The following is a 22,258-nucleotide window of genomic DNA, read 5'->3' on the forward strand; positions in this document are numbered from 1 at the left end:
CAGCCGCCTCGCATCAGCAAGCCGCATCTGTTCGGCGCCGAAAAGATTCGCATCCGCGCGCGCGGCTGCTCCGCCTTTGAGCAGGAGTGGGCTGACCAATCTGCAGGCAGCGACGCTTAAGCGGCTCCAAAGCCTCGTGTTTTGTTTTTCGCGGGTTCTGGCACGCTCCATGCAAGGAAACAGACCGTTCGGTATCCTGAGATTTCCACTTCTGCCAGGGAGAAGATTGATGACTGCCGTCGTTCAGAAGACAGTGCTGACGGGTTGCCTCGCGCCCATCGACAAGAACGGGCTCGAGCAACTGATTGCCAACGGCAAGGCAAATCCGAAGGTCATCAAGACCTTGAAGTGCAAGACGGTCGCGGAGGGCAAATTCCGCCACGCCAACTATATCCGCAACCTGCCGCCCTACATCGTCGACGAGCCGCCGGGGCTTTTGGGTGACGACACCGCGCCCAATCCGTCGGAAGCCTCGCTCGCCGCGCTCGGCTCGTGCCTTGCGGTCGGCCTGCATGCCAACGCCGTGCACCGCGGCTGGATCGTCAACAAGCTCGAGCTCGAGCTCGAAGGCGATCTCAACATCACCGCGGTCTGGGGCACCGGTGACACCTCCGACAAGCCGGTCGGCTTCACCGATGTCCGCGTCAAGGTGGACATGGAATGCGAGGGCATCTCGCCGGACGAGATCAACGCGCTGGTCGCCCATGTGAAGAAATGGTCGCCGGTCGCCAACACCTTCACGCGGCCGGTCAATCTCGAGGTCGGCATCTAGCAGACGGCAATCAGGACAGGGTGCGGGAGACGATCATGGGTTCACTGGCTTTATCGCGGGCCGACGTTCTGGATCAGCCCGCACCGTCCATTGCGGACGAGGTGGCGCGGATCGCGCGCCAAGAGCTCGCGCCGCTGGCCGCCGGCATCGACGACGGTTCGGTCTATCCAGCCGAGGTGCTGCGCAAGTTCGGCGCGGTCGGAGCGTGGGGCAGCCATGTGCCGCACGAAGGCCCCGCCGATCTGCGCTGCGCGATCCAGGCGATGGCGGCGATCGGCGAGGTCTGCGGTGCCACGGCCTTCATGGCGTGGTGCCAGAACACGCTGGTCTGGTACGCGGCGAACTCCACCAATGTGAAGCTCGCAAAGCGCTTCGGAGATGCCTTCTCGACCGGCCGCGTGCTTGGCGGCACCGGGCTCTCCAATCCCATGAAGAGCTTCTTCGGCATCGAGAAGCTCAAGCTAAAGGGCCGCAAGGTCGAGGGCGGCTATATCGTGCGCGGTGCGTTGCCCTGGGTCTCCAACCTCGGGCCTGATCACTACTTCGGCACCATCTTCGAGCGCGAGGACGAGCCGGGCATCGCAAGTGGCGAGCCCGGCACGGTCATGTTCCTGGCCGATTGCTCCGACCCCGCGATCACGCTGACGCCCTGCAAGCCGTTCCTCGCGATGGACGGCACCGGCACCTATGGCGTGCAGTTCCGCGACGCTTTCGTGCCCGATGAGCTGATCCTGGCCGATCCCGCCGCGCCCTTCGTCAAGAAGATCCGCGCCGGCTTCATCCTGCTGCAGGCCGGCATGGCGCTGGGGGTGATCAAGGATTGCATCAACATCATGGACGAGGTCGACAATCCCCTCGGCCATATCAACCGCTATTTGCCGCAGCAGCCGGTGCATTTCCGCGAGCTCGCCGCCGAGCTCGAGGCCGAGACCATGGCGCTGGCGCGCGATCCCTACAACGAGGAGGAGACCTACTGGCGCAAGGTGATTGCGCTGCGGCTGCGCGCCGGCGAAGCCAGTGTCGCGGCGGCGCATGCGGCGATGCTGCATTGTGGTGCCCGCGGCTACCTCAAGAGCCACCGCGCGCAGCGGCGCCTACGCGAGGCCTATTTCGTCGCGATCGTCACGCCGGCCACCAAGCAGCTGCGCAAGATGCTGGCCGAGTCCTGAGTTCTACGAGTCCACCCGAAGACCCCCAACCTCAACGGAGAGGCTGCCATGACTGACGTTCTGATCACTGCCGTCGAACTCGCCGATCTCTTGAAGACCGAGCCGTGTGTCGTCATCGACACCCGCAATCCCGACGCCTACGCCGCCGGCCATCTGCCGGGCGCCGTCAACGTGCATGAGATCTTCACGTTCCTGGCGACCTCCACGCCCGAGGGCATGGCCGAGCTGAAGACCAAGTTCGCCGATGCGTTCGGCGGCGCCGGTCTTTCCGGCAAGGAGACGGCGGTGATCTACGAACAGTCGATGAACTCCGGCTTCGGCCAGTCCTGCCGTGGCTATTACCTGCTCACCATGCTCGGCTATCCCAAGGTGAAGGTGCTGCATGGCGGCTTCGACGCCTGGTCGGCCGCGGGCTTCCCGGTGAGCAAGGATGTTCCCACACCTGGGAAGGCCTCGTTCGCGATCGTGCCTGAAGCCGGCGAGATCCTGATCGATGCCAAGACCATGCTCGCCGCGGTCGGCAAGCCCGGCATCGCGATCCTCGACGTGCGCGACGTCGACGAGTGGATCGGCGACAGCTCGTCCCCGTACGGCAAGGATTTCTGCCCGCGCAAGGGCCGCATTCCCGGCGCGGTGTGGCTGGAATGGTATCGGATGATGAAGCCGACCGCCGAAGGCCCGCGCTTCAAGTCCAAGGACGAGATTCTGGCCGAATGCGCCACCGTCGGCATCTCGCAGACCACGCCGGTCTACCTCTATTGCTTCAAGGGCGCGCGCGCTTCGAACACGTTCCTGGCTCTGAAGAACGCCGGCGTGAAGGACGTGCGGATGTATTTCGGCTCCTGGAACGAATGGTCGCGCGATCCCTCGCTGCCGATCGAGCAGGGCCTGCCGATCGCATCGGACGTCACCACCAAGGCAGCCTGAGCGCGCGCCTCGTCCTTCGAGACGACCGCTTCGCGGTCTCCTCAGGATGAGGCTAAGCGGCACCGGTGTCTGTTGATACTGTTGCCGCGCCCTCCGACCTCATCCTGAGGAGCCCGCCTAAAGCGGGCGTCTCGAAGGATGGGCCCCTTGCGGACGAGGCGCGATTCCCAGCGCCTTGATCCGTGAGGCCAGCGTGGTCGGCTTGAGGTCGAGCATCTCGGCGGCGCCGCCGGGGCCGAAGACTTTTCCGGCGCAGGCCTCAAGCGCGGCGAGAATGTTGGCGCGCTCGTGGTCGCGCATTTCGGAAGACGTCATGATTGCGGGGCGCGCGTCGGGCCTCTGGCGGGTGGCGCCGCTGGGCGCTTGTTCACCTGAAGGATCGGGCAGATCGATGCGCAGGCGGCCGTTCTGCGACAGAATCGCAGCGCGCTCGATCACGTTCTGGAGTTCGCGGACATTGCCGGGCCAGTTGTAGCGGGTCAGCCGCCGCGCATCGCCCTCCGACAGACGGAGGTTCGATTTCAGCGCCTTGCTCTCGCGCGTCAGGAAATGCTGGGCCAGCAGGGGAATGTCCTCGCGGCGTTCGCGCAAGGGGACGGTCTCAATCGGAAACACGTTGAGACGGAAATAGAGATCCTCGCGGAAGCGGCCGCGCTGGACCTCCTGCTTGAGATCGCGATTGGTCGCGGCGATGACGCGAACGTCGACGGCGCGGGTGCGCGCCTCGCCGACGCGCTCGAAATGGCCTTCCTGCAAGACGCGCAGCAGCTTGCCTTGCAGCTCGAGCGGGATCTCGCCGACCTCGTCGAGGAATAGCGTGCCGCCGTCGGCGAGCTCGAAGCGGCCAATGCGGTCGCGCGTTGCGCCGGTGAAGGCGCCGCGGACATGGCCGAAGAACTCGCTCTCGAACAATTCGCGCGGGATCGCGGCGCAGTTGACGCGGATCAGCGGCCGGTCGCTGCGGGTGGAATCCTCGTGGATGGCGCGCGCGATCAGCTCCTTGCCGGTGCCGGATTCGCCGGTGATCATCACCGCCGCGGTGGTCGGCGCCACCAGCTTGACCTGGCGCAGCGTCTTCTGGATCGCCTCGCTTCCCCCGATGATGCCGCGCGGGTTGGTCTCGATGCGGATTTCCTCCTGGAGATAGGCGTTCTCCAGCTCGAGCCGCTCGCGCAAGCGGTCGACCTCGGCAAGGGCCGCGTGCAGCTTCTCGGCGGCCTCGCGGCGCTGGCTGACATCGCGAAACACCACGACGGCGCCGACCACGACGCCGCGATCGCGGATCGGCGTCGATGTGTATTCGACCCAGGCGGGCGAGCCGTCCTTGCGCCAAAACACCTCGCCGTCGACCTGGTGCACGGCGCCGTCGCGGAACGCCGCATAGATCGGGCAGTCGTGGTTGTGATAGTGCCGGCCGTCGTGATGGGTGTGGTGGACGATCGGGTGGATCTCCTTGCCGACCAGCTCCTCGGCGGTCCAGCCCAGCATGCGCTCGGCCGCGGGATTGACGAAGGTGGTCTTGCCTTCGGCGTTGACGCCATAGATGCCTTCGCCGGCGGCGCGCAGGATCAGCTGGTTCTCGCGCTCGATGTCCTGGAACACGCGCTCGACCCGCTGCCAAGTCGAGATGCCGCCGCGCATGTGGTCTTCGGCGGCAGCATCGACATTGCGCCGGCGGCGGGCTTCGAGGTCGGTCAGCGTCAGCAGCAGCAGCGTGCGGCCGTCATGCGGCAGCAGGCAGCCGGCATATTCGAGCTTGAGATCTTGCCCGGTGGCGTGACGGGGATTGAACGCGGTGGTCCAGTAGGCGCCCTTGTGCAGCACGGCCTGGGTGAAGACAGTGAGGGCGGCAAGCTCGCCGGCGTGGAGCGTGCTGGCCCTGGTCTGCCGCAGCAAAGCGCGGTCGTAACCGAGCAGGGCGCAGGCGGCGGGATTGGCATCGACGATCTGGTCGCCGTAGGGATCGACCAGCAGCATCGACTCGACCGAGGATTCGAAGGCCGCGATGCGCGGGTCGATGACGGGGGCCACCTCGTCGTGGGCGGGCATTGGCGTCGTTGCCATTGCGAAATCTCGTAATTGAACTACGAAATCTCGTTTATCACGAGTTTTCGTAGCGGCCAAGCGCGGGTGAAAATGCTGCGTCATCAAGGCAATGCCTGCCTATTCGTCGGTGGCATGCTCCTTGCGTAATTCCTTCTCGCATTGACGCGCAGGAGGGCCGATGTCCACGTTCGACAATCCGTTTGATCCCGATCGCAAGCTTCGAGCCGGCTGTGTTTGCGGCCAGCATCGTTCCGCAGCTGAGCATGAGCAGGCGACGGCGCTGCATTGCGAGCCGGTCGCAAGCGAAGAGCAGCGTTACGAGGGCGTGGTCGCCTCCGCATTGATGCGCGCGATGTTTCCGCAGGACGTGGCGCGGCGTGCTTTTCTGAAGTCGGTCGGAGCATCGACCGCGCTCGCGGCGCTGTCGCAATTCTTCCCGATTCAGACGGCGACCGAGGTGTTCGCGCAAGCCGGCGCGCCCGAGAAGAAGGACCTCAAGGTCGGCTTCATCCCGATCACCTGCGCCACGCCGATCATCATGGCAGCGCCCATGGGCTTCTATGCCAAGCACGGCCTCAACGTCGAAGTTGTGAAGACCGCCGGCTGGGCCGTGATCCGCGACAAGACCATCAACAAGGAATACGACGCTGCGCACATGCTGGCACCGATGCCGATCGCGATCTCGCTCGGCCTCGGCGCCAACGCGATTCCCTTCACCGTCCCGGCCATCGAGAACATCAACGGGCAGGGCATCGTGCTGGCGAGCAAGCACAAGGACAAGCGCGATCCGAAGGACTGGAAGGGGCTGAAATTCGCCATCCCCTTCGACTATTCCATGCACAATTATCTCTTGCGCTATTACCTCGCCGAGCACGGTCTCGATCCCGATACCGACGTGCAGTTGCGCTCGGTGCCGCCGCCGGAGATGGTCGCGAATTTGCGTGCCGACAACATCGACGGCTTCCTCGCGCCCGACAACATCTGCCAGCGCGCGATCTATGACGGCGTCGGCTTCATGCATCTCCTCTCCAAGGAGATCTGGGACGGTCATCCCTGCTGCAGCTTCGCGGCGAGCCGCGAGTTCATCACGACCGCGCCGAACAGTTTTGCGGCGCTGACGCGGGCGATCGTCGATGCCACCGCCTATGCCTCCAAGGCCGAGAACCGCAAGCAGATCGCCGAAGCGATCGCGCCCGCGAACTACATCAACGCGCCGGTCACCGTGCTGGAGCAGGTCCTGACCGGCACCTATGCCGACGGCCTCGGCGGGGTGAAGACCGATCCCAAGCGCGTCGATTTCGATCCGTTCCCCTGGCAGTCCTTCGCGGTGTGGATGCTGACGCAGATGAAGCGCTGGGGCCAGATCAAGGGCGACGTCGACTACAAGGCGGTGGCCGAGCAGGTGTATCTGGCAACCGATACCAAGAAGCTGATGGCCGAGATGGGCCTCACGCCGCCGGCGAGTGCCTACAAATCGTTCGCGGTGATGGGCAAGACGTTCGATCCGGCCAAGCCGGACGACTATTTGGCGAGCTTCAAGATCAGGAAGGCGTCGTGATGGGAGCTCCCGCCGCTTTCGTGTCCCGGACGCGATGCAGCACTCCCGGCGATGCGAAGCATCGTCCGGTGTGCTGCTTCGCTGAGCCGGGACCCAGTCAGACCCCATGGGTCCCGGTTCTACGGCGCATCACTTCGTGCTGCGCCGCGCCCGAGACATGAGAGGGCGCAGTATGACCTCCTCCCTTCGCCTCCGCGCCGGCCTCGTCTCCCTCGTGCTGCTCGCCGCTTTCCTCGGCATCTGGCATATCGCCACGCGCTCGACCGCCGCGACGACGACGATGAGCCCGGAATACGCCAAGCTGATGGGCCTGACCGCAACGCAAGGCAAATCTGCCATGCCGGGGCCGCTCGATGTCGGCGCCAAGCTGTGGGAGCACCTGAAGCGGCCGTTCTACGACAACGGGCCGAACGACAAGGGGCTCGGCATCCAGCTCGGCTATTCCATTGCGCGCGTCGGCACCGGCTATCTGCTGGCCGTGCTGGTGGCGATCCCGCTCGGCTTTCTGATCGGCATGTCGCCGCTGCTGAGCAAGGCGCTCGATCCGTTCATCCAGGTCTTGAAGCCGATCTCGCCTTTGGCCTGGATGCCGCTCGCGCTCTACACCATCAAGGATTCCTCGGTCTCCGCGATCTTCGTCATCTTCATCTGCTCGATTTGGCCGATGCTGCTCAACACGGTGTTCGGCGTCGCGAGCGTGCGCAAGGAATGGATCAACGTCGCGCGGACGCTCGAGGTCGGCACCGTCAGGCGGGCCTTCACCGTGATCCTGCCGGCAGCGGCCCCGACCATCCTGACGGGCATGCGCATCTCGATCGGCATCGCTTGGCTCGTGATCGTCGCCGCCGAGATGCTCGTCGGCGGCACCGGCATCGGCTACTTCGTCTGGAACGAGTGGAATAATTTGTCGATCACCAACGTCATCATCGCGATCCTCCTGATCGGGATCGTCGGAATGCTGCTCGACCAGATCCTGGCGCGCTTCACGCGCATGGTCACGTTTCCGGAGTAGAGGCGATGACCGACAAGTTCATCTCGATCGAAGGCATCGCCAAGCGCTATCCAGGTGCGGGCGGCGCGACGACCACCATCTTCGAGAACCTCTGGCTCTCGATGGCGCGCGGCGAGTTTTGTTGCGTGATCGGCCATTCCGGCTGCGGCAAGACCACGGTGCTCAACATCCTCGCCGGGCTCGATGCGCCGAGCGAGGGCGCGGTCATCGTCGACGGTCAGGCGATCTCGGGCACCAGCCTCGACCGCGCCGTGATCTTCCAGAGCCATGCGCTGCTGCCCTGGCGCACGGTACTCGGCAACGTCGCCTATGCCGTCAGCTCGAAATGGCGCAGCTGGGACCGCGCCAAGGTCAAGGCGCATGCGCAGAAGTTCATCGATCTGGTCGGCCTCTCCGGCGCCGAGCACAAGCGTCCCTCGGAGCTGTCGGGCGGCATGAAGCAGCGCGTTGGCATCGCACGGGCGCTGTCGATCACGCCGAAGATGATGCTGATGGACGAGCCGTTCTCGGCGCTGGACGCGCTGACGCGCGGCACGCTGCAGGACGAGGTGCGGCGGATTTGCCTGGAGACCGGGCAGACCGCGTTCATGATCACCCACGACGTCGACGAGGCGATCTATCTCGCCGACAAGATCTTCCTGATGACCAACGGTCCCGGCGCGGTGCTGGCGGAGGTGGTCGAGAACCCGCTGCCGCGGGACCGCGGCCGCACCGACCTGCACCGCCATCCGCTGTACTACGCGCTGCGCAACCACATCATCGATTTCCTGGTGACGCGCAGCAAGACTTTTACCACTGAAAAGCCGGATCACGATCCGCGCAATGTGCCGACGGTGCAGATCGGCAAGCCCGGGCTCTCGATTGCATCAAGCGGCGAAGAGCCGCGACAGACCTGGATGCCGGGGACAAACCCCGGATTGAGCGCCTGATTTTTGTAGACGCATGATCCACGGAAAAACCGCTTCACACTTTTCCGGATCATGCTTTTGAAAGGAGACCCCGACATGAAACGCGAAGACCTCACCGAAAAACTGCTCGACATCAAGCGCGAGAAGGGCTGGAGCTGGAAGCACATCTGCGAAAAGATCGGCGGCTATTCCGAGGTGCTGATCGTCGGCGCAATCATGGGCCAGATGAAGCTGACGAAGCCGCAGGCTGCCAATGCCGGCGAGCTGTTCGGCCTGTCGAAGGCGGAAGTTGCCATGCTCAACGAGGTGCCGATGCGCGGCACCGGCACGCCGATGCCGCCGACCGACCCGCTGATCTACCGCTTCTACGAGATGGTGATGGTGAACGGTCCGGCCTGGAAGGCGCTGATCGAGGAGGAGTTCGGCGACGGCATCATGTCGGCGATCGACTTCGACATGGGCATCGAGCGCGTCGCCAACCCCAAGGGCGACCGCGTCAAGATCACCATGAGCGGCAAGTTCCTGCCGTATAAATATTACGGCGCCAGCGGCAACGTGCCGGAGTACGGCTTCAAGGAGGAGTGACCGCGGCGAAGGCGGCGCGCAGCTCGCCGACCGGCGCCATCTCGCGGATGTAGGTGAAGGACCCCTTGTCCTTCATCTCGCGCGCGCAGTTCAGGAACGCTGCGAACGCGTAGCGCGACATGGCTCCGCCGACGCTGATGCGCTTGACGCCAGCGGCGGACAATTGCTCGACGGTTAGCGTCGGGTCGGCAAAGCCCATCACGTGGTTGAAGGGCTTGCCCAGCGAGGACACCACCGTCCTGATCGTGGCGAGATCGTACAGGCCCGGCGCATAGAGGACGTCGGCGCCAGCGGCCTCGAAGGCCTGCAGGCGGCGGATCGTATCGTCGATGTCCTTGCGGCCGTGCAGGAAGTTCTCGGCCCGCGCTGTCAGCGTGAACGGAATGGGCAGCGCGCGTGCCACCTCCACCGCGGCCTGGACGCGCTCGACGGCGTGGGAGAAGTCGTAGATCGGGCGATCGCGATCGCCGCTGAAATCCTCGATCGAGCCGCCCACCGCGCCAGTGTCTGCGGCACGCCGAATAGCTTCGGCGGCGCGTCTCGGCTCATGTGCGCCGCAATTCTCGAGGTCGACGCTGACGGGCAGGTCGGTCGCTTCCACGATCGTGCGTGCGTTGGCGAGGATGACGTCGAGGCTGACGCCGCTGCTGCCGAGCATGTTGGCGACCCCGAGGCTCGTAGTGGCCAGGGCTTCGAAGCCCATCGCCGCGAGCAGCTTCGCGGTGCCGGCATCCCATGGATTGGGAATGATGAAGGCACCGGGCCGCTCGTGCAACGCGCGAAACGCTCTCGCCTTGTCCAACTGGCTCGTCATGGCTCGTCTCCATTGTCTGTCCCAACGAGCTTTAGGCGCACTTTCGTCATCCGCCAAATTTGTTATTCTGTCAGATATCATCAGCTTTTTGCATGAGGTCGCGATGGACAGTGACGCCCTCAACACCTTCCTGGCGGTTCATCGCAGAGGCGGGATTTCGCATGCCGCGAAATTCCTGCACCGCTCGCAGCCGGCGATTTCGCGCCGTATCGCTCTATTGGAGCAGGAGCTCGGCGTTCCCCTGTTCGAGCGGGTGGCAGGCCGCACGCGACTCAGCGATGCCGGGCGCGTGCTGATCCCCTATGCCGAGCGCGCAGTGGCCGCGGCGCAGGATGCCGAACAGGCGATCCGCGCACTGACCAAGCAGAATGCAGGGCCGGTTTCGCTGGCCGTGACCGGGACGCTCGCTGACAGCCGCCTCTCGACCATCATGAAGCGGTTTACCAAGGAGCATCCCGCCGTCGTGCTGAGCTTGCGGACGGCGACCAGCGCGGAGGTCAGCGATCTCATCCGGCGCGGCGAGGCCACGATAGGCCTGCGCTACAACGCCGACGGCTCGGGCGATCTCGCCTGCGAGCAGATCCTGCGCGAATCGTTGCAAGTGGTCTGTGCGCCCGACCATCCTCGCGCCGGACAGCGGGTGAAACGCCTCGCCGAGCTTGGTGGCGAGCGCTGGATCGCATTCCCCGAGATTCGCGGGCGCCGCGAGATTGCCGCGGCTCACGTGTTCGCGCTGTTTCTGACGCGGGGACTTGGCGAGGTGGAATGGACGGCCGTGGACAGCCTCACTGCGCAGAAGCGGCTGGTGGAATCGGGCTTCGGTCTTGCACTGCTGGCAAAAAGCCATGTGGCGGAGGAGCTGCGTGCGGGCTCGATCGCGACGATCGCCGTGGGCGACCTTGGTGCGCACCAGGATATCATCCTCGTCACGCGTCGTGACGGGTTTTTGAGCGCTGCCGCAGAGCGCCTGCTCGAAACCATCCGCCGCAACTATGCCGGGCCGAATGTCTCGACCACGCGGGAAGGCAGAAGAAGAACGCCGGCGCGCAAGGCTATTGCGCGCCGGCGGGTCGGTTGACTCGATTATTTCCCCGCCTTCACCTCGGCGGCGGCTACCGCGAGCAACTCGCTCATCTTGGCGCGAATCGCCTGCTCGGTGACGACAACGTTCTTGGCGGCGAAATCGGCCGTCAGCTTGCGCAGGACGTCGGCATCGCCGGCCTCCTCGAAATCGGCCGCGACCACCTCCTTGGCATACGCGGTGGCGGCATCACCCGTGATTCCGAGCTTCTCGGCTGCCCACAGGCCGAGCAGCCGGTTGCGGCGGGCCTCCGCCTTGAACTTCTGCTCCTCGTCGAGGGCGTACTTCTTCTCAAAGCCTTCCTGGCGTTTGTCGAACTCGCTCATGCCTGTTCCCAAATCCTCGCTGAATGGAGCGGGAGCCTTCCGTTGCGGCGACCCGGCTGCATGCCTACATAGATAGCACGAATCGGCAAAACAACGGGCCGTTAAGCCGCAGGCAAGACGGTATAAGTTGGTGCCGGACGGCCGGATCGATTGTGCTCGGACAGCCAATCGGATAGGTTGCCTAAGGCTTGGTTCCCGTTCTGTTTCCAACGGGTTATAGATGGGTTCCTGGCCGTTCACGGCAGCTCCGCTGTGGGTCGTAATCCTAGTCAACCGGAGCACACCAAATTCATGGATTTCAACAAAACACGGTACATCCCCATGAGCCGTCGGCGTCGCATTTATGAAGGCAAGGCAAAGGTTCTTTACGAAGGCCCCGAGCCCGGTACCCTGATCCAGCACTTCAAGGACGACGCCACCGCGTTCAATGCGAAAAAGCATCAGGTGATCGAGGGCAAGGGCGTCCTCAACAACCGGATCTCGGAGTACCTGTTTCAGCACCTCAACGACATCGGGGTGCCGACCCATTTCATCCGCCGCCTCAACATGCGCGAGCAGTTGATTCGCGAGGTCGAGATCGTGCCGCTCGAGGTGGTGGTGCGGAACGTCGCCGCCGGCTCGCTGTCGCAGCGCCTCGGCATCGAGGAGGGCACGCAGCTGCCGCGCTCGATCATCGAGTTCTATTACAAGAACGACCAGCTCAACGACCCCATGGTGTCGGAAGAGCACATCACAGCCTTCGGCTGGGCGACGCCGCAGGAGATCGACGACATCATGGCGCTCGCCATCCGCGTCAACGACTTCCTCACCGGCCTCTTCCTCGGCATCGGCATCCGCCTCGTCGACTTCAAGATGGAGTGCGGGCGCCTGTTCGAGAACGAGATGATGCGCATCATCGTCGCCGACGAGATCTCGCCGGACAGCTGCCGGCTGTGGGACATCAAGTCGAACGAGAAGCTCGACAAGGATCGTTTCCGTAGGGATCTCGGCGGCCTGCTCGAGGCCTACACCGAAGTTGCAAAGCGTCTCGGCATCCTCATGGAGAACGAGCGTCCCCAGGGCACCGGCCCGGTGCTGGTGAAGAGCTGAAGAGGACTTTTGACGTGAAGGCACGTGTCACCGTTACCCTGAAGACGGGCATCCTCGATCCGCAGGGCAAGGCCATCGAAGGCGCGTTGAAGTCGCTCGGCGTCGACGGCGTCGCCAGCGTCCGCCAGGGCAAGGTGTTCGACATCGAGCTCGCCGGCGCGGACAAGGCCAAGGCGGAGGCGGCACTGAAGGAAGCCGCGGACAAGCTCTTGGCGAACACCGTGATCGAAAATTATGCGATCGAGATGAAAGCCTGAGCGGAGTGGCGGATATCGGCAAAGAGCTGATTTTCGAGCTGCTGAAGCAGATCGAGCAAACGCTCGGTGATGTCGAATACAAGATCGACGAAATCAGGTCTGAGCTGAGCGCCTGTCGAGAAGAGCAGCTTCTCATGCTGCACGACCTTCAGGTGGCGCAGAGCACGTGGTCTGGCAGACGAGGCATGTAACCCGTCTGAGCGTCTGGACTCACAGCCACCCGGCCCGCCGAAAACGCCAGTACAGCGAGCCGCATGCCGTCAGCATCACGCCCAGCAGCATGAAATAGCCGTACTCCCATTCCAGCTCCGGCATGTGCTTGAAGTTCATGCCGTAGATGCCGGCGAGCGCGGTCGGGACCGCGATGATGGCGAGCCAGGATGCGAGCTTCTTGGATACCGCCGTCTCCTGGGCCTGGCCGACCAAAAGGCTCGCCTCGAAGGCGAAGGCCAGCACCTCGCGCATGGAATCGATGCGCTCCTGGATGTTGCGGACGTGGTCGGTGACGTCGCGGAACAGCGGCTGCATGGCCTGCCGCACCATCGACAGGTCGTCATGCTCCAGCCGGCGGCAGACCTCCACCAGCGGGCCGATCGCGGTCCTGAGCCGCAACAGGTCGCGGCGCAGCATGTAGAGCCGCTCGATCTGCGCCTTGCTGATCTGCTTGGAGAGCACGTCATCCTCGATGCTCTCGATCTCGTCGTGAATGCTCTCCAGCACGGGCGAGTAATTGTCGACGATGAAATCGAGGATGGCATAGAGGATGTAGTCCTCGCCGCGCGCGAGCGCCCGCGGACAGCTCTCGCAGCGCTCGCGCACCGGCGTGTAGGAGGTCGAGGCGCCGTGGCGCACCGAGACCAGATAGCCTTCGCCGACGAAGATGTGGGTCTCGCCGAAGGCGATGCGTCCCTCGATCAATTGCGCGGTGCGCGCGACGATGAACAGGGCCTCGCCATATTGCTCGATCTTCGGCCGCTGATGGGCGTGGTTGGCGTCCTCGATGGCGAGGTCGTGCAGGTCGAACTGCTTCTGCACCGCGCCGAGCAGCGCCATGTCGGGCTCGTGCAGCCCGATCCACACGACATGGCCGGGCTTGGCTCGCCAGCTCGAGGCCTCGCTGATGGCGATATTGGCGACCCGGCGGCCGTCGACATAAGCGCCGGCGGCGACCACGCCCTCGGCGGATACTGCTTCGGCGAGAGATGCAGGCAGCGACGGGACGTTCATGGCTTCAATCCCGGTCAAATCGAGCGGCCAAAGGCGCGTGGCTATGGCCTGTGTACAAGGGCGCTCCGCAACGCTAGCACTGGTAAAATCCCCGTCAAATGGTTATGTCTGTTCGCGAATTGGCCCGTTGGCCAGCTTCGATTCCCAGCCGCGTCGGAACCCTGCCATGAAAGCCGCCATCCTCGTCTTTCCCGGAATCAACCGCGAGCGCGACATGGCGCGCGCGTTGAGGCTGATCTCCGGCAGCGAGCCCGCGATGGTCTGGCACGCCGAGACCTCGCTGCCATCAGGCACCGATCTCGTCGTGGTGCCCGGCGGTTTCTCCTACGGCGATTATCTGCGCTGTGGCGCGATTGCGGCGCGTGCGCCGGTGATGGATGCGGTGCGCGACTATGCGGCCAAGGGCGGCCTCGTGCTCGGTGTCTGCAACGGTTTTCAGATCCTCTGCGAGTCCGGCCTCTTGCCGGGCGTGCTGATGCGCAACGCGCGGCTGAAATTCATCTGCCGCGACGTGCATCTGCGCGTCGAGCGTTCCGACACGCCGTTCACCCGCGGCTACAATGCCGGCCAGGTGATCCGCGTGCCGGTCGCCCATGGCGAGGGCAATTACGAGGCGGACGAAGAGACCATCAAGCGGCTCGAAGGCGAGGGGCGGGTGCTCTATCGCTATTGCTCCGCTGCCGGCGAAGTCGACGATTTCAACAACATCAACGGCGCCGCGCATTCGATCGCCGGCATCGTCAACGACCGGGGCAACGTGCTCGGCATGATGCCGCATCCGGAAAACCACGTCGAAGACATCATGGGCTGCACCGATGGTCGCGGCTTGTTCGCCGGTCTCGCCCAGCATCTGGAAAAAGCCGCGTGATTTCGCGCGTCGTGAAGCGTGCTCTCGCCGCGATCGCGGCGCTGGCGTTCGCGACATTTTCGGTAGCGACTTGCGCATCCGCGCAGGATTATCCCAAGCGTCCCATCACCATGATCGTGCCGTTCGCGGCCGGCGGCACCTCGGACGTGATCGCGCGCGCGGTGGCCGAGCAGATGGGCATCGCGCTCGGCCAGACCATCGTGATCGAGAATGTTGCAGGGGCCGGCGGTTCGACCGCGCTGGCGCGGGCCTCCCGTGCCGAGGCCGATGGTTATACGATTGCGATCGGCAATGCCGGCACCAATGCCGCGACCTACACGATCTATCCAAAACTGCCGTTCACGCCTGATTCCTTCGTGCCGATCGCGATGGTGGCGAAGACCTTCGGCATCATCGCGCTGCGCAAGGACTTTCCGGCGAAGGACCTGAAAGAGTTCATCGCCTATGCCAAGGCCAATCCGGGCAAGATCAATCTCGGCCATGCCGGCGTCGGCTCCTCGAACTATCTGATCTGCAAAAGCTTCGTCACAGCAGCCGGGATCGACGCGACGCTGATCGGCTATCGCGGCGCCGCGCCTGCGCTGACCGACGCGGTCGGTGGCCAGATCGACGGCGTCTGCGACGCGGCCGCCTCGGTGTCGCAGTCGATCAACGACAAGCTGGTGAAGGGCCTCGTGGTCGGCTCGACCGTTCGGCTCTCAACGCTGCCGGATCTGCCGACCTCGGCGGAAGCGGGCCTGCCCGAGTTCGAGGCACAAGGCTGGAACGGCCTGTTCGCGCCCAAGGGCACGCCGCAGGCCGTCATCGCCAAGCTGAATGCCGCGGCGCGCACAGCCGTCGAGACCGAAGCGGTGAAGAAGCGCTTCGCCGACCTGTCGACCGTCGCCCCCGATGCCGACGAACACGCGCCCGACGTGCTGCAAAAGCTCGTGACGCGCGACGTCGAAAAGTACCGCAAGATGCTGGCGGACGACGCCAACAAGTAGCTTGGCCAAGTTGCCTGCCGGCGGCCGGTGTATGGCCGCCCGGAAGCTTACTGGAGCACAGGAATGCGGGCGATGACCTTGATCTCGAAGTCGAAGCCGGCCAGCCAGTTCACGCCGACGGCCGTCCAGTTCGGATAGGGCGGCTCGCCAATCTCTTCGGCGCGAACGGCCATCACCGTCTCGATCTGGCTCGCCGGATCGGTGTGGAACGTGGTGACATCGACGACATCGTCCAGCGTGCATCCACCAGCGGCGAGCACGGCACGCAAATTGGCGAACGCGCGCCGGACCTGGTCCTCGAATACCGGTTCGGGCGAGCCGTCCTCGCGGCTGCCGACCTGCCCCGACACGAACAGCAGGTCACCGGAGCGGATCGCTGCGGAGTAGCGATGCACTTGATAGAGCGCGTGGCGGTTGGCGGGGAAGATTGCCTCTCGCTGGGGCATGGCAGGGCCTTTCGGTTGATGGGCGTGAGCGGATCGCGGGTGTTCCATGGCTGGCGCGTCACGGCAATTTCAGATACGTTTCGTATGTGAGATATCGCTCACATACGAGGCGTATGTCAAGGGGGCAGGGCATGGCAAAGGGGAAGCGCGCCGCGGCCATGGCGGAAAACCGGGCCAGGCTCATCCGCGCCGCACGCGCGGCATTTGCCACGCAGGGCTATGCAGACGCGTCGATGGACGAACTCACTGCGGCCGTCGGTCTGACGCGGGGCGCGCTGTATCACAACTTCGAAGACAAGAAGGGGCTGCTCTGGGCCGTCGTCGAGCAGATCGACGGTGAAATGGCGGAGCGGCTCCGCATCGTTCGGGAGCAAGCGCCCAACCCGTGGCTGGGCCTGCTGGCGGAGGGAAGTGCTTATATCGAGATGGCGCTCGAACCCGAGATCCAGCGCATCATGCTTCTGGATGGACCTGCGGTGCTCGGCGATCCCTCCAAATGGCCCGGCGAGAACGCCTGTCTCGATATCACCATGCGAACGATCCGTGCGCTGATCGAGCAGGGAATCGTGAAGCCGGTCGACGTCGAAGCGGCGGGGCGGTTGCTGAACGGGGCTGCGCTCAGCGCCGCCTTGTGGGTCGCGGCCGCCGACGATCCCAAGAGCGTGCTGAGCAAGGCTGTTGATGCGTTTCGAGTGCTGGCGAGTGGATTGCTACGCGAGGCGCGTGAACCTGCATAGGTTTTGCGGCGACTGACTCCTCGTCACCATTAAGGCGCGCGTCCGGGTTCGCTGATTTCTTGCCGGTTGACGCAACTCAAAGTTGTTTCATCGGTTCGATTGCATTATCAGGAGGCCGGCTGTCGTTGTGCTTTCCGGATGTCACATGCCCGTTGCTTTGGTCGTTCTGCTGCTCGATATCACGCTGATCTATCACGCCTCGCGAACCGGACGGTTGCGGCCCTGGGCCTTCATCATCCTGCTGGTGCCGATGATGGGCGCGCTCGCCTATATCGCGGTCGAGCTCATTCCCGAATGGTTTTCCAGCCCCGGTGCCCGGCAGGCGCGCCAGCGTGTCGCCAATCGCCTCGATCCCGAGAAGCGCTATCGCGAGCTGTCCGACCAACTCGCCGGCACCGATACCATCGCCAACCGCGCCGCGCTGGCGGAAGAGTGCGCGAATATCGGCCGGTTCGGCGAAGCGGAAGCGCATTATGATCACATCCTGAAGCTGCCGATGGGCCACGATCCTGCCTACGCGCTGCGCAGGGCGCAGGCGCAATTTGCCGCCAGCCGCCCAGCCGATGCGCTGGCGACGCTGGACGATCTGCAGAAGCAATGGCCCGATTTCGATTCCGCCGACGCGCATCTGCTCTATGCCCGCGCGCTCGCCGAGGTCGGACGTGTCGACGAGGCGCTGGAGGAATATCACGCGCTCGCCGGCTACTTCCCCGGCGCCGAGGCGCGGGTGCGCTACGGCATGCTGCTGCAAACGGTCGGCCGCACCGCAGAGGCGCGCATGGTCTTCAACGAGCTCCTGATCCAGATGCGGCGCGCGCCGAAATATCTGCGCAAGGCGCAGGCGGAGTGGCTGTCGATCGCGGAGAAGCAGTTGTCGGCGTGAGGAGTCCGGCCCGCGTGAGTTGTTTTGATGCCTTGGGCGATTCCTTTTGATTGTTCGGCCTACGTTTGAGAGATACGCCTGCCCGTTGACGTCGCCGAGCGGCGTCGTCATTCGCAGCAACGCCAGGAAGCATGCCACATGGTGAGTGACACAAACGTCCGGGCTGGTCAGTGCCATTGCGGAGCGGTGCGTTTCGAGGCGTCGCTGAGCGACGGTTTCAATTCGATCCGCCGCTGCACCTGCTCTTACTGCCGGATGCGCGGTGCGGTCGTCGTCATGGCGGAGATGGGCGGCATAAAGTTCCTGAAGGGCGAGGATGCGCTGACGAGCTACCGCTTCCATACCGGATCAGCGCAGCATTTCTTCTGTTCCCGCTGCGGAATCTACACGCATCATCAGCGTCGATCGGACCAGAATCTGTATGCTGTCAACGTGGCTTGCCTCGACGGGGTAAGTCCGTTCGATTTTCCTGAGGTGCCCGTCATGGACGGTGTCAATCACACCAACGACACAGGAAAACCGACGCGCCGTGCAGGTACCCTCCGCTTTATTTCGGCGGATTGACCATCGCCGTCGGCTACCGCCACTTCAACCGCTCCGCCGGCACCGTCATCGCCGCAACACCGGCCATCACCAGCAATAACCCCAGTGCGAGGTTCGACGGCACGCTCTCGCCGAGCAGCAGCACGGAGAGCCCGACACCGATCGGGATGCGCAAATAGCCTTGCGCGTTCGTCGTCAGCGTGCCGAGCCGGCCGAGGCAGACGTAGAACAGCATCAGGCCTAACGCGCTCGACACGATCCCCATGACGATGGTGGCGATGATTGCGGTCGGCGTCGGCTGCAGCGTCCACGGCTGATCGATGAGCAGTGAGGGCGGCAGCAGCACGAGGCCGCCGAACAGCAGCGAGCCGGCTGCCACCACCATCGGATCGTATTCGGACAGGCGGAGGCCGAAGATCGTCGCGCAGGCAAAGGAGATGGTGGCGAGCAGGATCGCGATCTCCGCCACGATCTCGCTACCGAAGCCGCGCAGCGCATCGAGCCCGACGATAGCGACGGTGCCGGCGAGTCCCAAAATCGCACCAGTGAGCTTGAGCAAGGTCGCCGGCTCGTGCCGCGTGATCAGCGAGGTAATCAGGAAGGCGAAGATCGGCGTGGTCGAGGCCAGCACCACGGTGTTCGAGGCCGGTACATATTGCTGCGACCAGGTGATGATCAGGAACGGGAAAGTCGAGTTGATCAGTTGCTGGGTCGCGAACAGCTTCCAGGCTTTTGCGTCGGTGGGGATCCTGGTGCCGCGCATCCACAGGATCGCGAACAGGAAGGCGGCGGCGATCAGCGAGCGCGCCGAGATGAAGGTGATGGGTGGGATCGTGGGAAGCGCCAGCTTGGTCAGCGGATAGGTCGAGCTCCAGCAGCAGGCGAGCGCCAGCAGCAACGCATAATCGCGCCAGTTGCGTGCGCCGGTGGCGATGGACGGCAATTGCGTTGATGCGGCCGCCGTCGCGCGACCCGCCTCGGATGTGCTCTGCGGCACCTTGTTCTTGCTCCCCGACGCAAACGCGCTTGCCGGCGAGTCTGGGCGAGGGCGCGCGAAAAGGGAAGGCGGAGAGCTATGCGTTTGGATGAGGGAGTGCCGTCCGCTTCATCCGCTTGATCGTTCCGGAAAAGGTGAGCAGCACGCGCTCGCCGGACATCATCTTGCCGCGCAGGAAGATCAGCGAGCCGCCGGCGCGGGTGACCTCGCCGGTGCATTCGATGAGCTCGCCCTCGCGTGCCGCATCGAGGAACTCGCAGGCGAAATTGGTCGTCACCGCCCGGCTGTCCAGGACGTGGGTGGCGATCGCAAACAGGGAGTAGTCGGCAAAGGCCATGTAGCAGCCGCCATGGACGTTGCCGGAGCCATTGAGGTGCTTCTTCTCGACGCGGAAGGCGCTGCGGACGCTGCCGTCCGCTTCGATCCGGTGCCAGAAGGGGCCGACATGGGACTCAAAACTGTCGCGAATCCAGGTCCGCCAGCCCACAAATTCGCCCTCGGTGGCGACGTGGAGGTCGGGGCGGCGGGGCGGGGGCGCTTTGGTCAATTCGTGCAAGGAAATAGGCCTTCAATTGCGGGTCTTTAGACCTTAAATCCGATCCGACCGCGCCGTGCAATTCCCGTTCCCGCCGGCCCTGCCGGCGCAAAACGTGGGACAGCGGGAAAATGCGCCATAAAGGGCTTTTCGAAGCCGTCCGATGTTCCTAAGAACGGCCAAACCGCCGCCGAAAGCCTCGAATCCATGAAGAACGAACCCAAGATCACCCCCGAACTGGTTGCCGCCCACGGGCTCAAGCCCGACGAGTATGAGCGCATCCTGAAGCTGATCGGGCGGGAGCCGACCTTCACCGAGCTCGGCATCTTCTCGGCGATGTGGAACGAGCATTGCTCGTACAAGTCCTCGCGCATCCATCTGCGCGGCCTGCCGACCAAGGCGCCCTGGGTGATCCAGGGCCCCGGCGAGAATGCCGGCGTGATCGACATCGGCGACGGCCAGGCCGTGGTCTTCAAGATGGAGAGCCACAACCATCCGAGCTATATCGAGCCTTATCAGGGCGCGACCACCGGCGTCGGCGGCATTTTGCGCGACGTCTTCACCATGGGCGCGCGCCCGATCGCCTGCCTCAATGCGCTGAGCTTCGGCGCGCCCGAGCATCCGAAGACGCGGCATCTCGTCTCCGGCGTCGTGGCGGGCGTCGGCGGCTACGGCAATTCCTTCGGCGTGCCGACGGTGGGCGGGCAGGTCCGCTTCCACACCCGCTACGACGGCAACATCCTCGTCAATGCCATGGCGGTCGGCCTCGCCGATGCCGACAAGATCTTCTATGCGGCGGCCTCCGGCGTGAACATGCCGATCGTCTATTTGGGCTCCAAGACCGGCCGCGACGGCATCCACGGCGCCTCGATGGCCTCGGCCGAGTTCGACGACAAGTCCGAGGAGAAGCGCCCGACCGTGCAGGTCGGCGATCCCTTCGCCGAGAAGCTGCTGCTCGAGGCCTGCCTCGAGATCATGGAAAAGGGCTGCGTCATCGCGATCCAGGACATGGGCGCAGCGGGCCTGACCTGCTCGGCGGTGGAGATGGGCGCCAAGGGCGACCTCGGCGTCGACCTCGACCTCGATGCAGTGCCGACCCGCGAGACCGGCATGAGCGCCTACGAGATGATGCTCTCGGAAAGCCAGGAGCGCATGCTCATGGTGCTCAAGCCCGAGAAGGAGAAGGAAGCCGAGGCGATCTTCAAGAAGTGGGGCCTCGACTTCGCCGTGGTTGGCTACACGACGCCGAGCAAGCGCTTCGTGGTCAAGCATGGCGGCGACGTCATGGCCGATTTGCCGATCAAGGAGCTTGGCGACGAGGCGCCGGTCTATGACCGCCCGCACGTCCCGTCCACAGCGCTGCCGGTCGTGCATGCCCGCGACGTGCCGGCGCCGATGGGCCTTGGAGCTGCGCTGGAGAAGCTGATCGGCACGCCGGACATGTGCTCGAAGCGCTGGGTCTGGGAGCAGTACGATCACGTCATCCTCGGCAACACCATGCAGCGTCCCGGCGGCGACGCCGCCGTCGTGCGCGTGCAGGACGGGCCGAAGGGCCTCGCGCTCACTGTCGACGTCACGCCGCGCTATTGCGAGGCCGATCCTTATCAAGGCGGGATGCAGGCGGTCGCGGAAGCCTGGCGTAACATCACCGCGGTCGGCGGCAAGCCGCTCGCGATCACCGACAATCTCAACTTCGGCAATCCTGAAAGGCCCGAGATCATGGGCCAGTTCGTGGGCTGCCTGAAGGGCATCTCGGAAGCCTGCCGCACGCTCGACTTCCCGGTCGTGTCCGGCAACGTCTCGCTCTACAACGAGACCAATGGCCGCGCGATCCTGCCGACGCCCTCGATCGGCGGTGTCGGCCTGCTCGACGATTTCACCAAGTCGGCGTCGCTCGCCTTCAAGGCCGAGGGCGAGGCGATCCTTCTGATCGGCGAGACCCATGGCTGGCTCGGCCAGTCCGTCTATCTGCGCGACATCTGCGGCCGCGAGGAGGGCGCACCGCCGCCGGTCGATCTCGCCGCCGAGAAGCGCAACGGCGATTGCGTACGCGGCATGATCCATGCGGGCACCGCCACGGCCGTGCATGACCTTTCCGACGGCGGCCTCCTGATCGCGCTGGCCGAGATGGCGATGGCGGGCGGCATCGGCGCCAAGCTGCTGGCGGCGCCGACTGCGCTGGTGCCGCAGGCCTACTGGTTCGGCGAGGACCAGGCGCGCTATCTCGTCACCGTGCCGGAAACCGAAGCCGGCCGCGTGCTCGCCAAGATGCGCGGCTGCGAGGTGCCCTGCGTGCGGATCGGCACCACCGGCGGCGATGCCATCGCGATCGCCGGCGAGGCGCCGGTTACGATCGACAGCTTGCGCAAATCGTACGAGCGCTGGCTGCCGGAATATATGGGTGGGAAGGCGGCATAAGGCGCTGCCACAAATCAGATCTGTAGCCCGGATGGAGCGTAAGCGTAATCCGGGACCGCTATCACTTGTGGCGA

The 22,258-nt window shown here is 64.5% G+C and carries 24 protein-coding genes; 17 read left to right on the top strand and 7 right to left on the bottom strand.

What is annotated here, in order from left to right:
• Window positions 1-229: 229 nt before the first annotated feature.
• The 3 genes from I6F20_RS00465 to I6F20_RS00475 are packed head-to-tail and all read left to right on the top strand — an operon-like array spanning window position 230 to window position 2,868.
• Window positions 230-772: an OsmC family protein gene (locus I6F20_RS00465; protein ID WP_027576569.1), complete on the top strand. Its 543-nt coding sequence runs from the start codon at window positions 230-232 to the stop codon at window positions 770-772.
• 35 nt (window positions 773-807) lie between these two features.
• On the top strand, window positions 808-1,941 hold the full coding sequence (locus I6F20_RS00470; RefSeq protein ID WP_225124737.1) for an acyl-CoA dehydrogenase family protein: 1,134 nt from the start codon (window positions 808-810) through the stop codon (window positions 1,939-1,941).
• A gap of 48 nt (window positions 1,942-1,989) precedes the next feature.
• A complete protein-coding gene (locus I6F20_RS00475) occupies window positions 1,990-2,868 on the top strand; it encodes a sulfurtransferase (protein ID WP_225124739.1) in 879 nt (292 codons plus the stop codon).
• A gap of 117 nt (window positions 2,869-2,985) precedes the next feature.
• Here the strand turns inward: I6F20_RS00475 and I6F20_RS00480 are convergent, their stop codons facing one another.
• Window positions 2,986-4,932 (bottom strand): sigma 54-interacting transcriptional regulator, encoded by a 1,947-nt coding sequence (locus I6F20_RS00480; protein WP_225124740.1) that lies wholly within the window; start codon window positions 4,930-4,932, stop codon window positions 2,986-2,988.
• 160 nt (window positions 4,933-5,092) lie between these two features.
• On the opposite strand from I6F20_RS00480, the gene I6F20_RS00485 reads away from it, so the two are divergent.
• The 4 genes from I6F20_RS00485 to cynS all read left to right on the top strand — a co-directional run bounded on the left by I6F20_RS00485 (window position 5,093) and on the right by cynS (window position 8,977).
• A complete protein-coding gene (locus tag I6F20_RS00485) occupies window positions 5,093-6,472 on the top strand; it encodes a CmpA/NrtA family ABC transporter substrate-binding protein (protein ID WP_225124743.1) in 1,380 nt (459 codons plus the stop codon).
• Window positions 6,473-6,644: 172 nt separating this feature from the next.
• Window positions 6,645-7,484 (top strand): nitrate ABC transporter permease, encoded by an 840-nt coding sequence (ntrB, locus tag I6F20_RS00490; protein WP_225124745.1) that lies wholly within the window; start codon window positions 6,645-6,647, stop codon window positions 7,482-7,484.
• 5 nt (window positions 7,485-7,489) lie between these two features.
• The gene (locus I6F20_RS00495) at window positions 7,490-8,413 is read left to right on the top strand and encodes an ABC transporter ATP-binding protein (protein ID WP_057029473.1); all 924 of its coding nucleotides are present in this window, start codon (window positions 7,490-7,492) and stop codon (window positions 8,411-8,413) included.
• Between the two features lie 75 nt (window positions 8,414-8,488).
• Window positions 8,489-8,977 carry a cyanase gene (gene cynS / locus I6F20_RS00500; protein ID WP_025037304.1) on the top strand — a complete coding sequence of 163 codons (489 nt, stop codon included), beginning with the start codon at window positions 8,489-8,491 and terminating at the stop codon, window positions 8,975-8,977.
• Here the strand turns inward: cynS and I6F20_RS00505 are convergent.
• Window positions 8,964-9,791 carry an isocitrate lyase/PEP mutase family protein gene (locus tag I6F20_RS00505; protein ID WP_225124746.1) on the bottom strand — a complete coding sequence of 276 codons (828 nt, stop codon included), beginning with the start codon at window positions 9,789-9,791 and terminating at the stop codon, window positions 8,964-8,966. The two genes, cynS and I6F20_RS00505, sit on opposite strands and share 14 nt — an antisense overlap.
• Here I6F20_RS00505 and I6F20_RS00510 point away from each other — a divergent pair.
• A complete protein-coding gene (locus I6F20_RS00510) occupies window positions 9,772-10,869 on the top strand; it encodes a LysR family transcriptional regulator (RefSeq protein WP_225124747.1) in 1,098 nt (365 codons plus the stop codon). The genes I6F20_RS00505 and I6F20_RS00510 overlap by 20 nt on opposite strands.
• 5 nt (window positions 10,870-10,874) lie before the next feature.
• Here I6F20_RS00510 and I6F20_RS00515 read toward each other — a convergent pair whose 3' ends face one another.
• On the bottom strand, window positions 10,875-11,198 hold the full coding sequence (locus I6F20_RS00515; RefSeq protein ID WP_057029475.1) for a DUF1476 domain-containing protein: 324 nt from the start codon (window positions 11,196-11,198) through the stop codon (window positions 10,875-10,877).
• Window positions 11,199-11,519: 321 nt separating this feature from the next.
• Between I6F20_RS00515 and purC the strand changes: the two genes are divergently transcribed.
• Genes purC through I6F20_RS00530 form a run of 3 tightly spaced genes read left to right on the top strand, consistent with a single transcriptional unit; the run spans window position 11,520 to window position 12,735 of the window.
• Complete coding sequence (gene purC, locus I6F20_RS00520; RefSeq protein ID WP_172782948.1) at window positions 11,520-12,287, top strand: phosphoribosylaminoimidazolesuccinocarboxamide synthase; 768 nt, start codon at window positions 11,520-11,522, stop codon at window positions 12,285-12,287.
• 14 nt (window positions 12,288-12,301) lie between these two features.
• A complete protein-coding gene (gene purS / locus I6F20_RS00525; RefSeq protein ID WP_036012950.1) occupies window positions 12,302-12,544 on the top strand; it encodes a phosphoribosylformylglycinamidine synthase subunit PurS in 243 nt (80 codons plus the stop codon).
• Window positions 12,545-12,549: 5 nt separating this feature from the next.
• Window positions 12,550-12,735: a hypothetical protein gene (locus I6F20_RS00530; protein WP_036043481.1), complete on the top strand. Its 186-nt coding sequence runs from the start codon at window positions 12,550-12,552 to the stop codon at window positions 12,733-12,735.
• 19 nt (window positions 12,736-12,754) lie between these two features.
• Here I6F20_RS00530 and I6F20_RS00535 read toward each other — a convergent pair whose 3' ends face one another.
• Window positions 12,755-13,771, bottom strand: coding sequence for a magnesium and cobalt transport protein CorA (locus I6F20_RS00535; protein ID WP_036027847.1), 1,017 nt, complete (start codon window positions 13,769-13,771; stop codon window positions 12,755-12,757).
• Between the two features lie 166 nt (window positions 13,772-13,937).
• Between I6F20_RS00535 and purQ the strand changes: the two genes are divergently transcribed.
• The gene (gene purQ / locus I6F20_RS00540) at window positions 13,938-14,639 is read left to right on the top strand and encodes a phosphoribosylformylglycinamidine synthase subunit PurQ (protein WP_109143222.1); all 702 of its coding nucleotides are present in this window, start codon (window positions 13,938-13,940) and stop codon (window positions 14,637-14,639) included.
• On the top strand, window positions 14,636-15,625 hold the full coding sequence (locus tag I6F20_RS00545; RefSeq protein WP_109143223.1) for a tripartite tricarboxylate transporter substrate binding protein BugD: 990 nt from the start codon (window positions 14,636-14,638) through the stop codon (window positions 15,623-15,625). The genes purQ and I6F20_RS00545 overlap by 4 nt, the downstream gene beginning before the upstream one ends.
• Before the next feature lie 47 nt (window positions 15,626-15,672).
• Here the strand turns inward: I6F20_RS00545 and I6F20_RS00550 are convergent, their stop codons facing one another.
• A complete protein-coding gene (locus I6F20_RS00550; protein WP_109143224.1) occupies window positions 15,673-16,071 on the bottom strand; it encodes a RidA family protein in 399 nt (132 codons plus the stop codon).
• Between the two features lie 131 nt (window positions 16,072-16,202).
• Here I6F20_RS00550 and I6F20_RS00555 point away from each other — a divergent pair, with 131 nt between their 5' ends.
• The 3 genes from I6F20_RS00555 (at window position 16,203) to I6F20_RS00565 (ending at window position 18,255) form a co-directional block, all read left to right on the top strand.
• Window positions 16,203-16,808, top strand: a complete 606-nt coding sequence (locus I6F20_RS00555; RefSeq protein WP_225124748.1) for a TetR/AcrR family transcriptional regulator — start codon at window positions 16,203-16,205, stop codon at window positions 16,806-16,808.
• A gap of 145 nt (window positions 16,809-16,953) precedes the next feature.
• A complete protein-coding gene (locus I6F20_RS00560) occupies window positions 16,954-17,691 on the top strand; it encodes a tetratricopeptide repeat protein (RefSeq protein WP_225124749.1) in 738 nt (245 codons plus the stop codon).
• Window positions 17,692-17,829: 138 nt separating this feature from the next.
• Window positions 17,830-18,255: a GFA family protein gene (locus I6F20_RS00565; protein WP_225114258.1), complete on the top strand. Its 426-nt coding sequence runs from the start codon at window positions 17,830-17,832 to the stop codon at window positions 18,253-18,255.
• A gap of 13 nt (window positions 18,256-18,268) precedes the next feature.
• On the opposite strand, the gene I6F20_RS00570 is transcribed toward I6F20_RS00565, so the two are convergent.
• Together I6F20_RS00570 and I6F20_RS00575 are read right to left on the bottom strand one after the other, a co-directional pair.
• Window positions 18,269-19,231: a DMT family transporter gene (locus I6F20_RS00570; RefSeq protein ID WP_225124750.1), complete on the bottom strand. Its 963-nt coding sequence runs from the start codon at window positions 19,229-19,231 to the stop codon at window positions 18,269-18,271.
• A 76-nt stretch (window positions 19,232-19,307) separates the two neighbouring features.
• A complete protein-coding gene (locus tag I6F20_RS00575; RefSeq protein WP_036012934.1) occupies window positions 19,308-19,787 on the bottom strand; it encodes a PaaI family thioesterase in 480 nt (159 codons plus the stop codon).
• Between the two features lie 186 nt (window positions 19,788-19,973).
• Here I6F20_RS00575 and purL point away from each other — a divergent pair, with 186 nt between their 5' ends.
• Window positions 19,974-22,184 (top strand): phosphoribosylformylglycinamidine synthase subunit PurL, encoded by a 2,211-nt coding sequence (gene purL, locus I6F20_RS00580; protein WP_225124751.1) that lies wholly within the window; start codon window positions 19,974-19,976, stop codon window positions 22,182-22,184.
• Window positions 22,185-22,258 lie beyond the last annotated feature (74 nt).

This window comes from Bradyrhizobium sp. IC3123, assembly GCF_020193625.1.
GTDB classification, from domain to species: Bacteria; Pseudomonadota; Alphaproteobacteria; order Rhizobiales; family Xanthobacteraceae; genus Bradyrhizobium; species Bradyrhizobium yuanmingense.

Coding starts and splice junctions, on each gene's coding strand:
- I6F20_RS00465 (WP_027576569.1), top strand. CDS start 230: ATGACTGCCGTCGTTCAGAAGACAGTGCTGACGGGTTGCCTCGCGCCC.
- I6F20_RS00470 (WP_225124737.1), top strand. CDS start 808: ATGGGTTCACTGGCTTTATCGCGGGCCGACGTTCTGGATCAGCCCGCA.
- I6F20_RS00475 (WP_225124739.1), top strand. CDS start 1,990: ATGACTGACGTTCTGATCACTGCCGTCGAACTCGCCGATCTCTTGAAG.
- I6F20_RS00480 (WP_225124740.1), bottom strand. CDS start 4,932: ATGGCAACGACGCCAATGCCCGCCCACGACGAGGTGGCCCCCGTCATC.
- I6F20_RS00485 (WP_225124743.1), top strand. CDS start 5,093: ATGTCCACGTTCGACAATCCGTTTGATCCCGATCGCAAGCTTCGAGCC.
- ntrB (WP_225124745.1), top strand. CDS start 6,645: ATGACCTCCTCCCTTCGCCTCCGCGCCGGCCTCGTCTCCCTCGTGCTG.
- I6F20_RS00495 (WP_057029473.1), top strand. CDS start 7,490: ATGACCGACAAGTTCATCTCGATCGAAGGCATCGCCAAGCGCTATCCA.
- cynS (WP_025037304.1), top strand. CDS start 8,489: ATGAAACGCGAAGACCTCACCGAAAAACTGCTCGACATCAAGCGCGAG.
- I6F20_RS00505 (WP_225124746.1), bottom strand. CDS start 9,791: ATGACGAGCCAGTTGGACAAGGCGAGAGCGTTTCGCGCGTTGCACGAG.
- I6F20_RS00515 (WP_057029475.1), bottom strand. CDS start 11,198: ATGAGCGAGTTCGACAAACGCCAGGAAGGCTTTGAGAAGAAGTACGCC.
- purC (WP_172782948.1), top strand. CDS start 11,520: ATGAGCCGTCGGCGTCGCATTTATGAAGGCAAGGCAAAGGTTCTTTAC.
- I6F20_RS00535 (WP_036027847.1), bottom strand. CDS start 13,771: ATGAACGTCCCGTCGCTGCCTGCATCTCTCGCCGAAGCAGTATCCGCC.
- purQ (WP_109143222.1), top strand. CDS start 13,938: ATGAAAGCCGCCATCCTCGTCTTTCCCGGAATCAACCGCGAGCGCGAC.
- I6F20_RS00550 (WP_109143224.1), bottom strand. CDS start 16,071: ATGCCCCAGCGAGAGGCAATCTTCCCCGCCAACCGCCACGCGCTCTAT.
- I6F20_RS00555 (WP_225124748.1), top strand. CDS start 16,203: ATGGCAAAGGGGAAGCGCGCCGCGGCCATGGCGGAAAACCGGGCCAGG.
- I6F20_RS00560 (WP_225124749.1), top strand. CDS start 16,954: ATGCCCGTTGCTTTGGTCGTTCTGCTGCTCGATATCACGCTGATCTAT.
- I6F20_RS00565 (WP_225114258.1), top strand. CDS start 17,830: ATGGTGAGTGACACAAACGTCCGGGCTGGTCAGTGCCATTGCGGAGCG.
- purL (WP_225124751.1), top strand. CDS start 19,974: ATGAAGAACGAACCCAAGATCACCCCCGAACTGGTTGCCGCCCACGGG.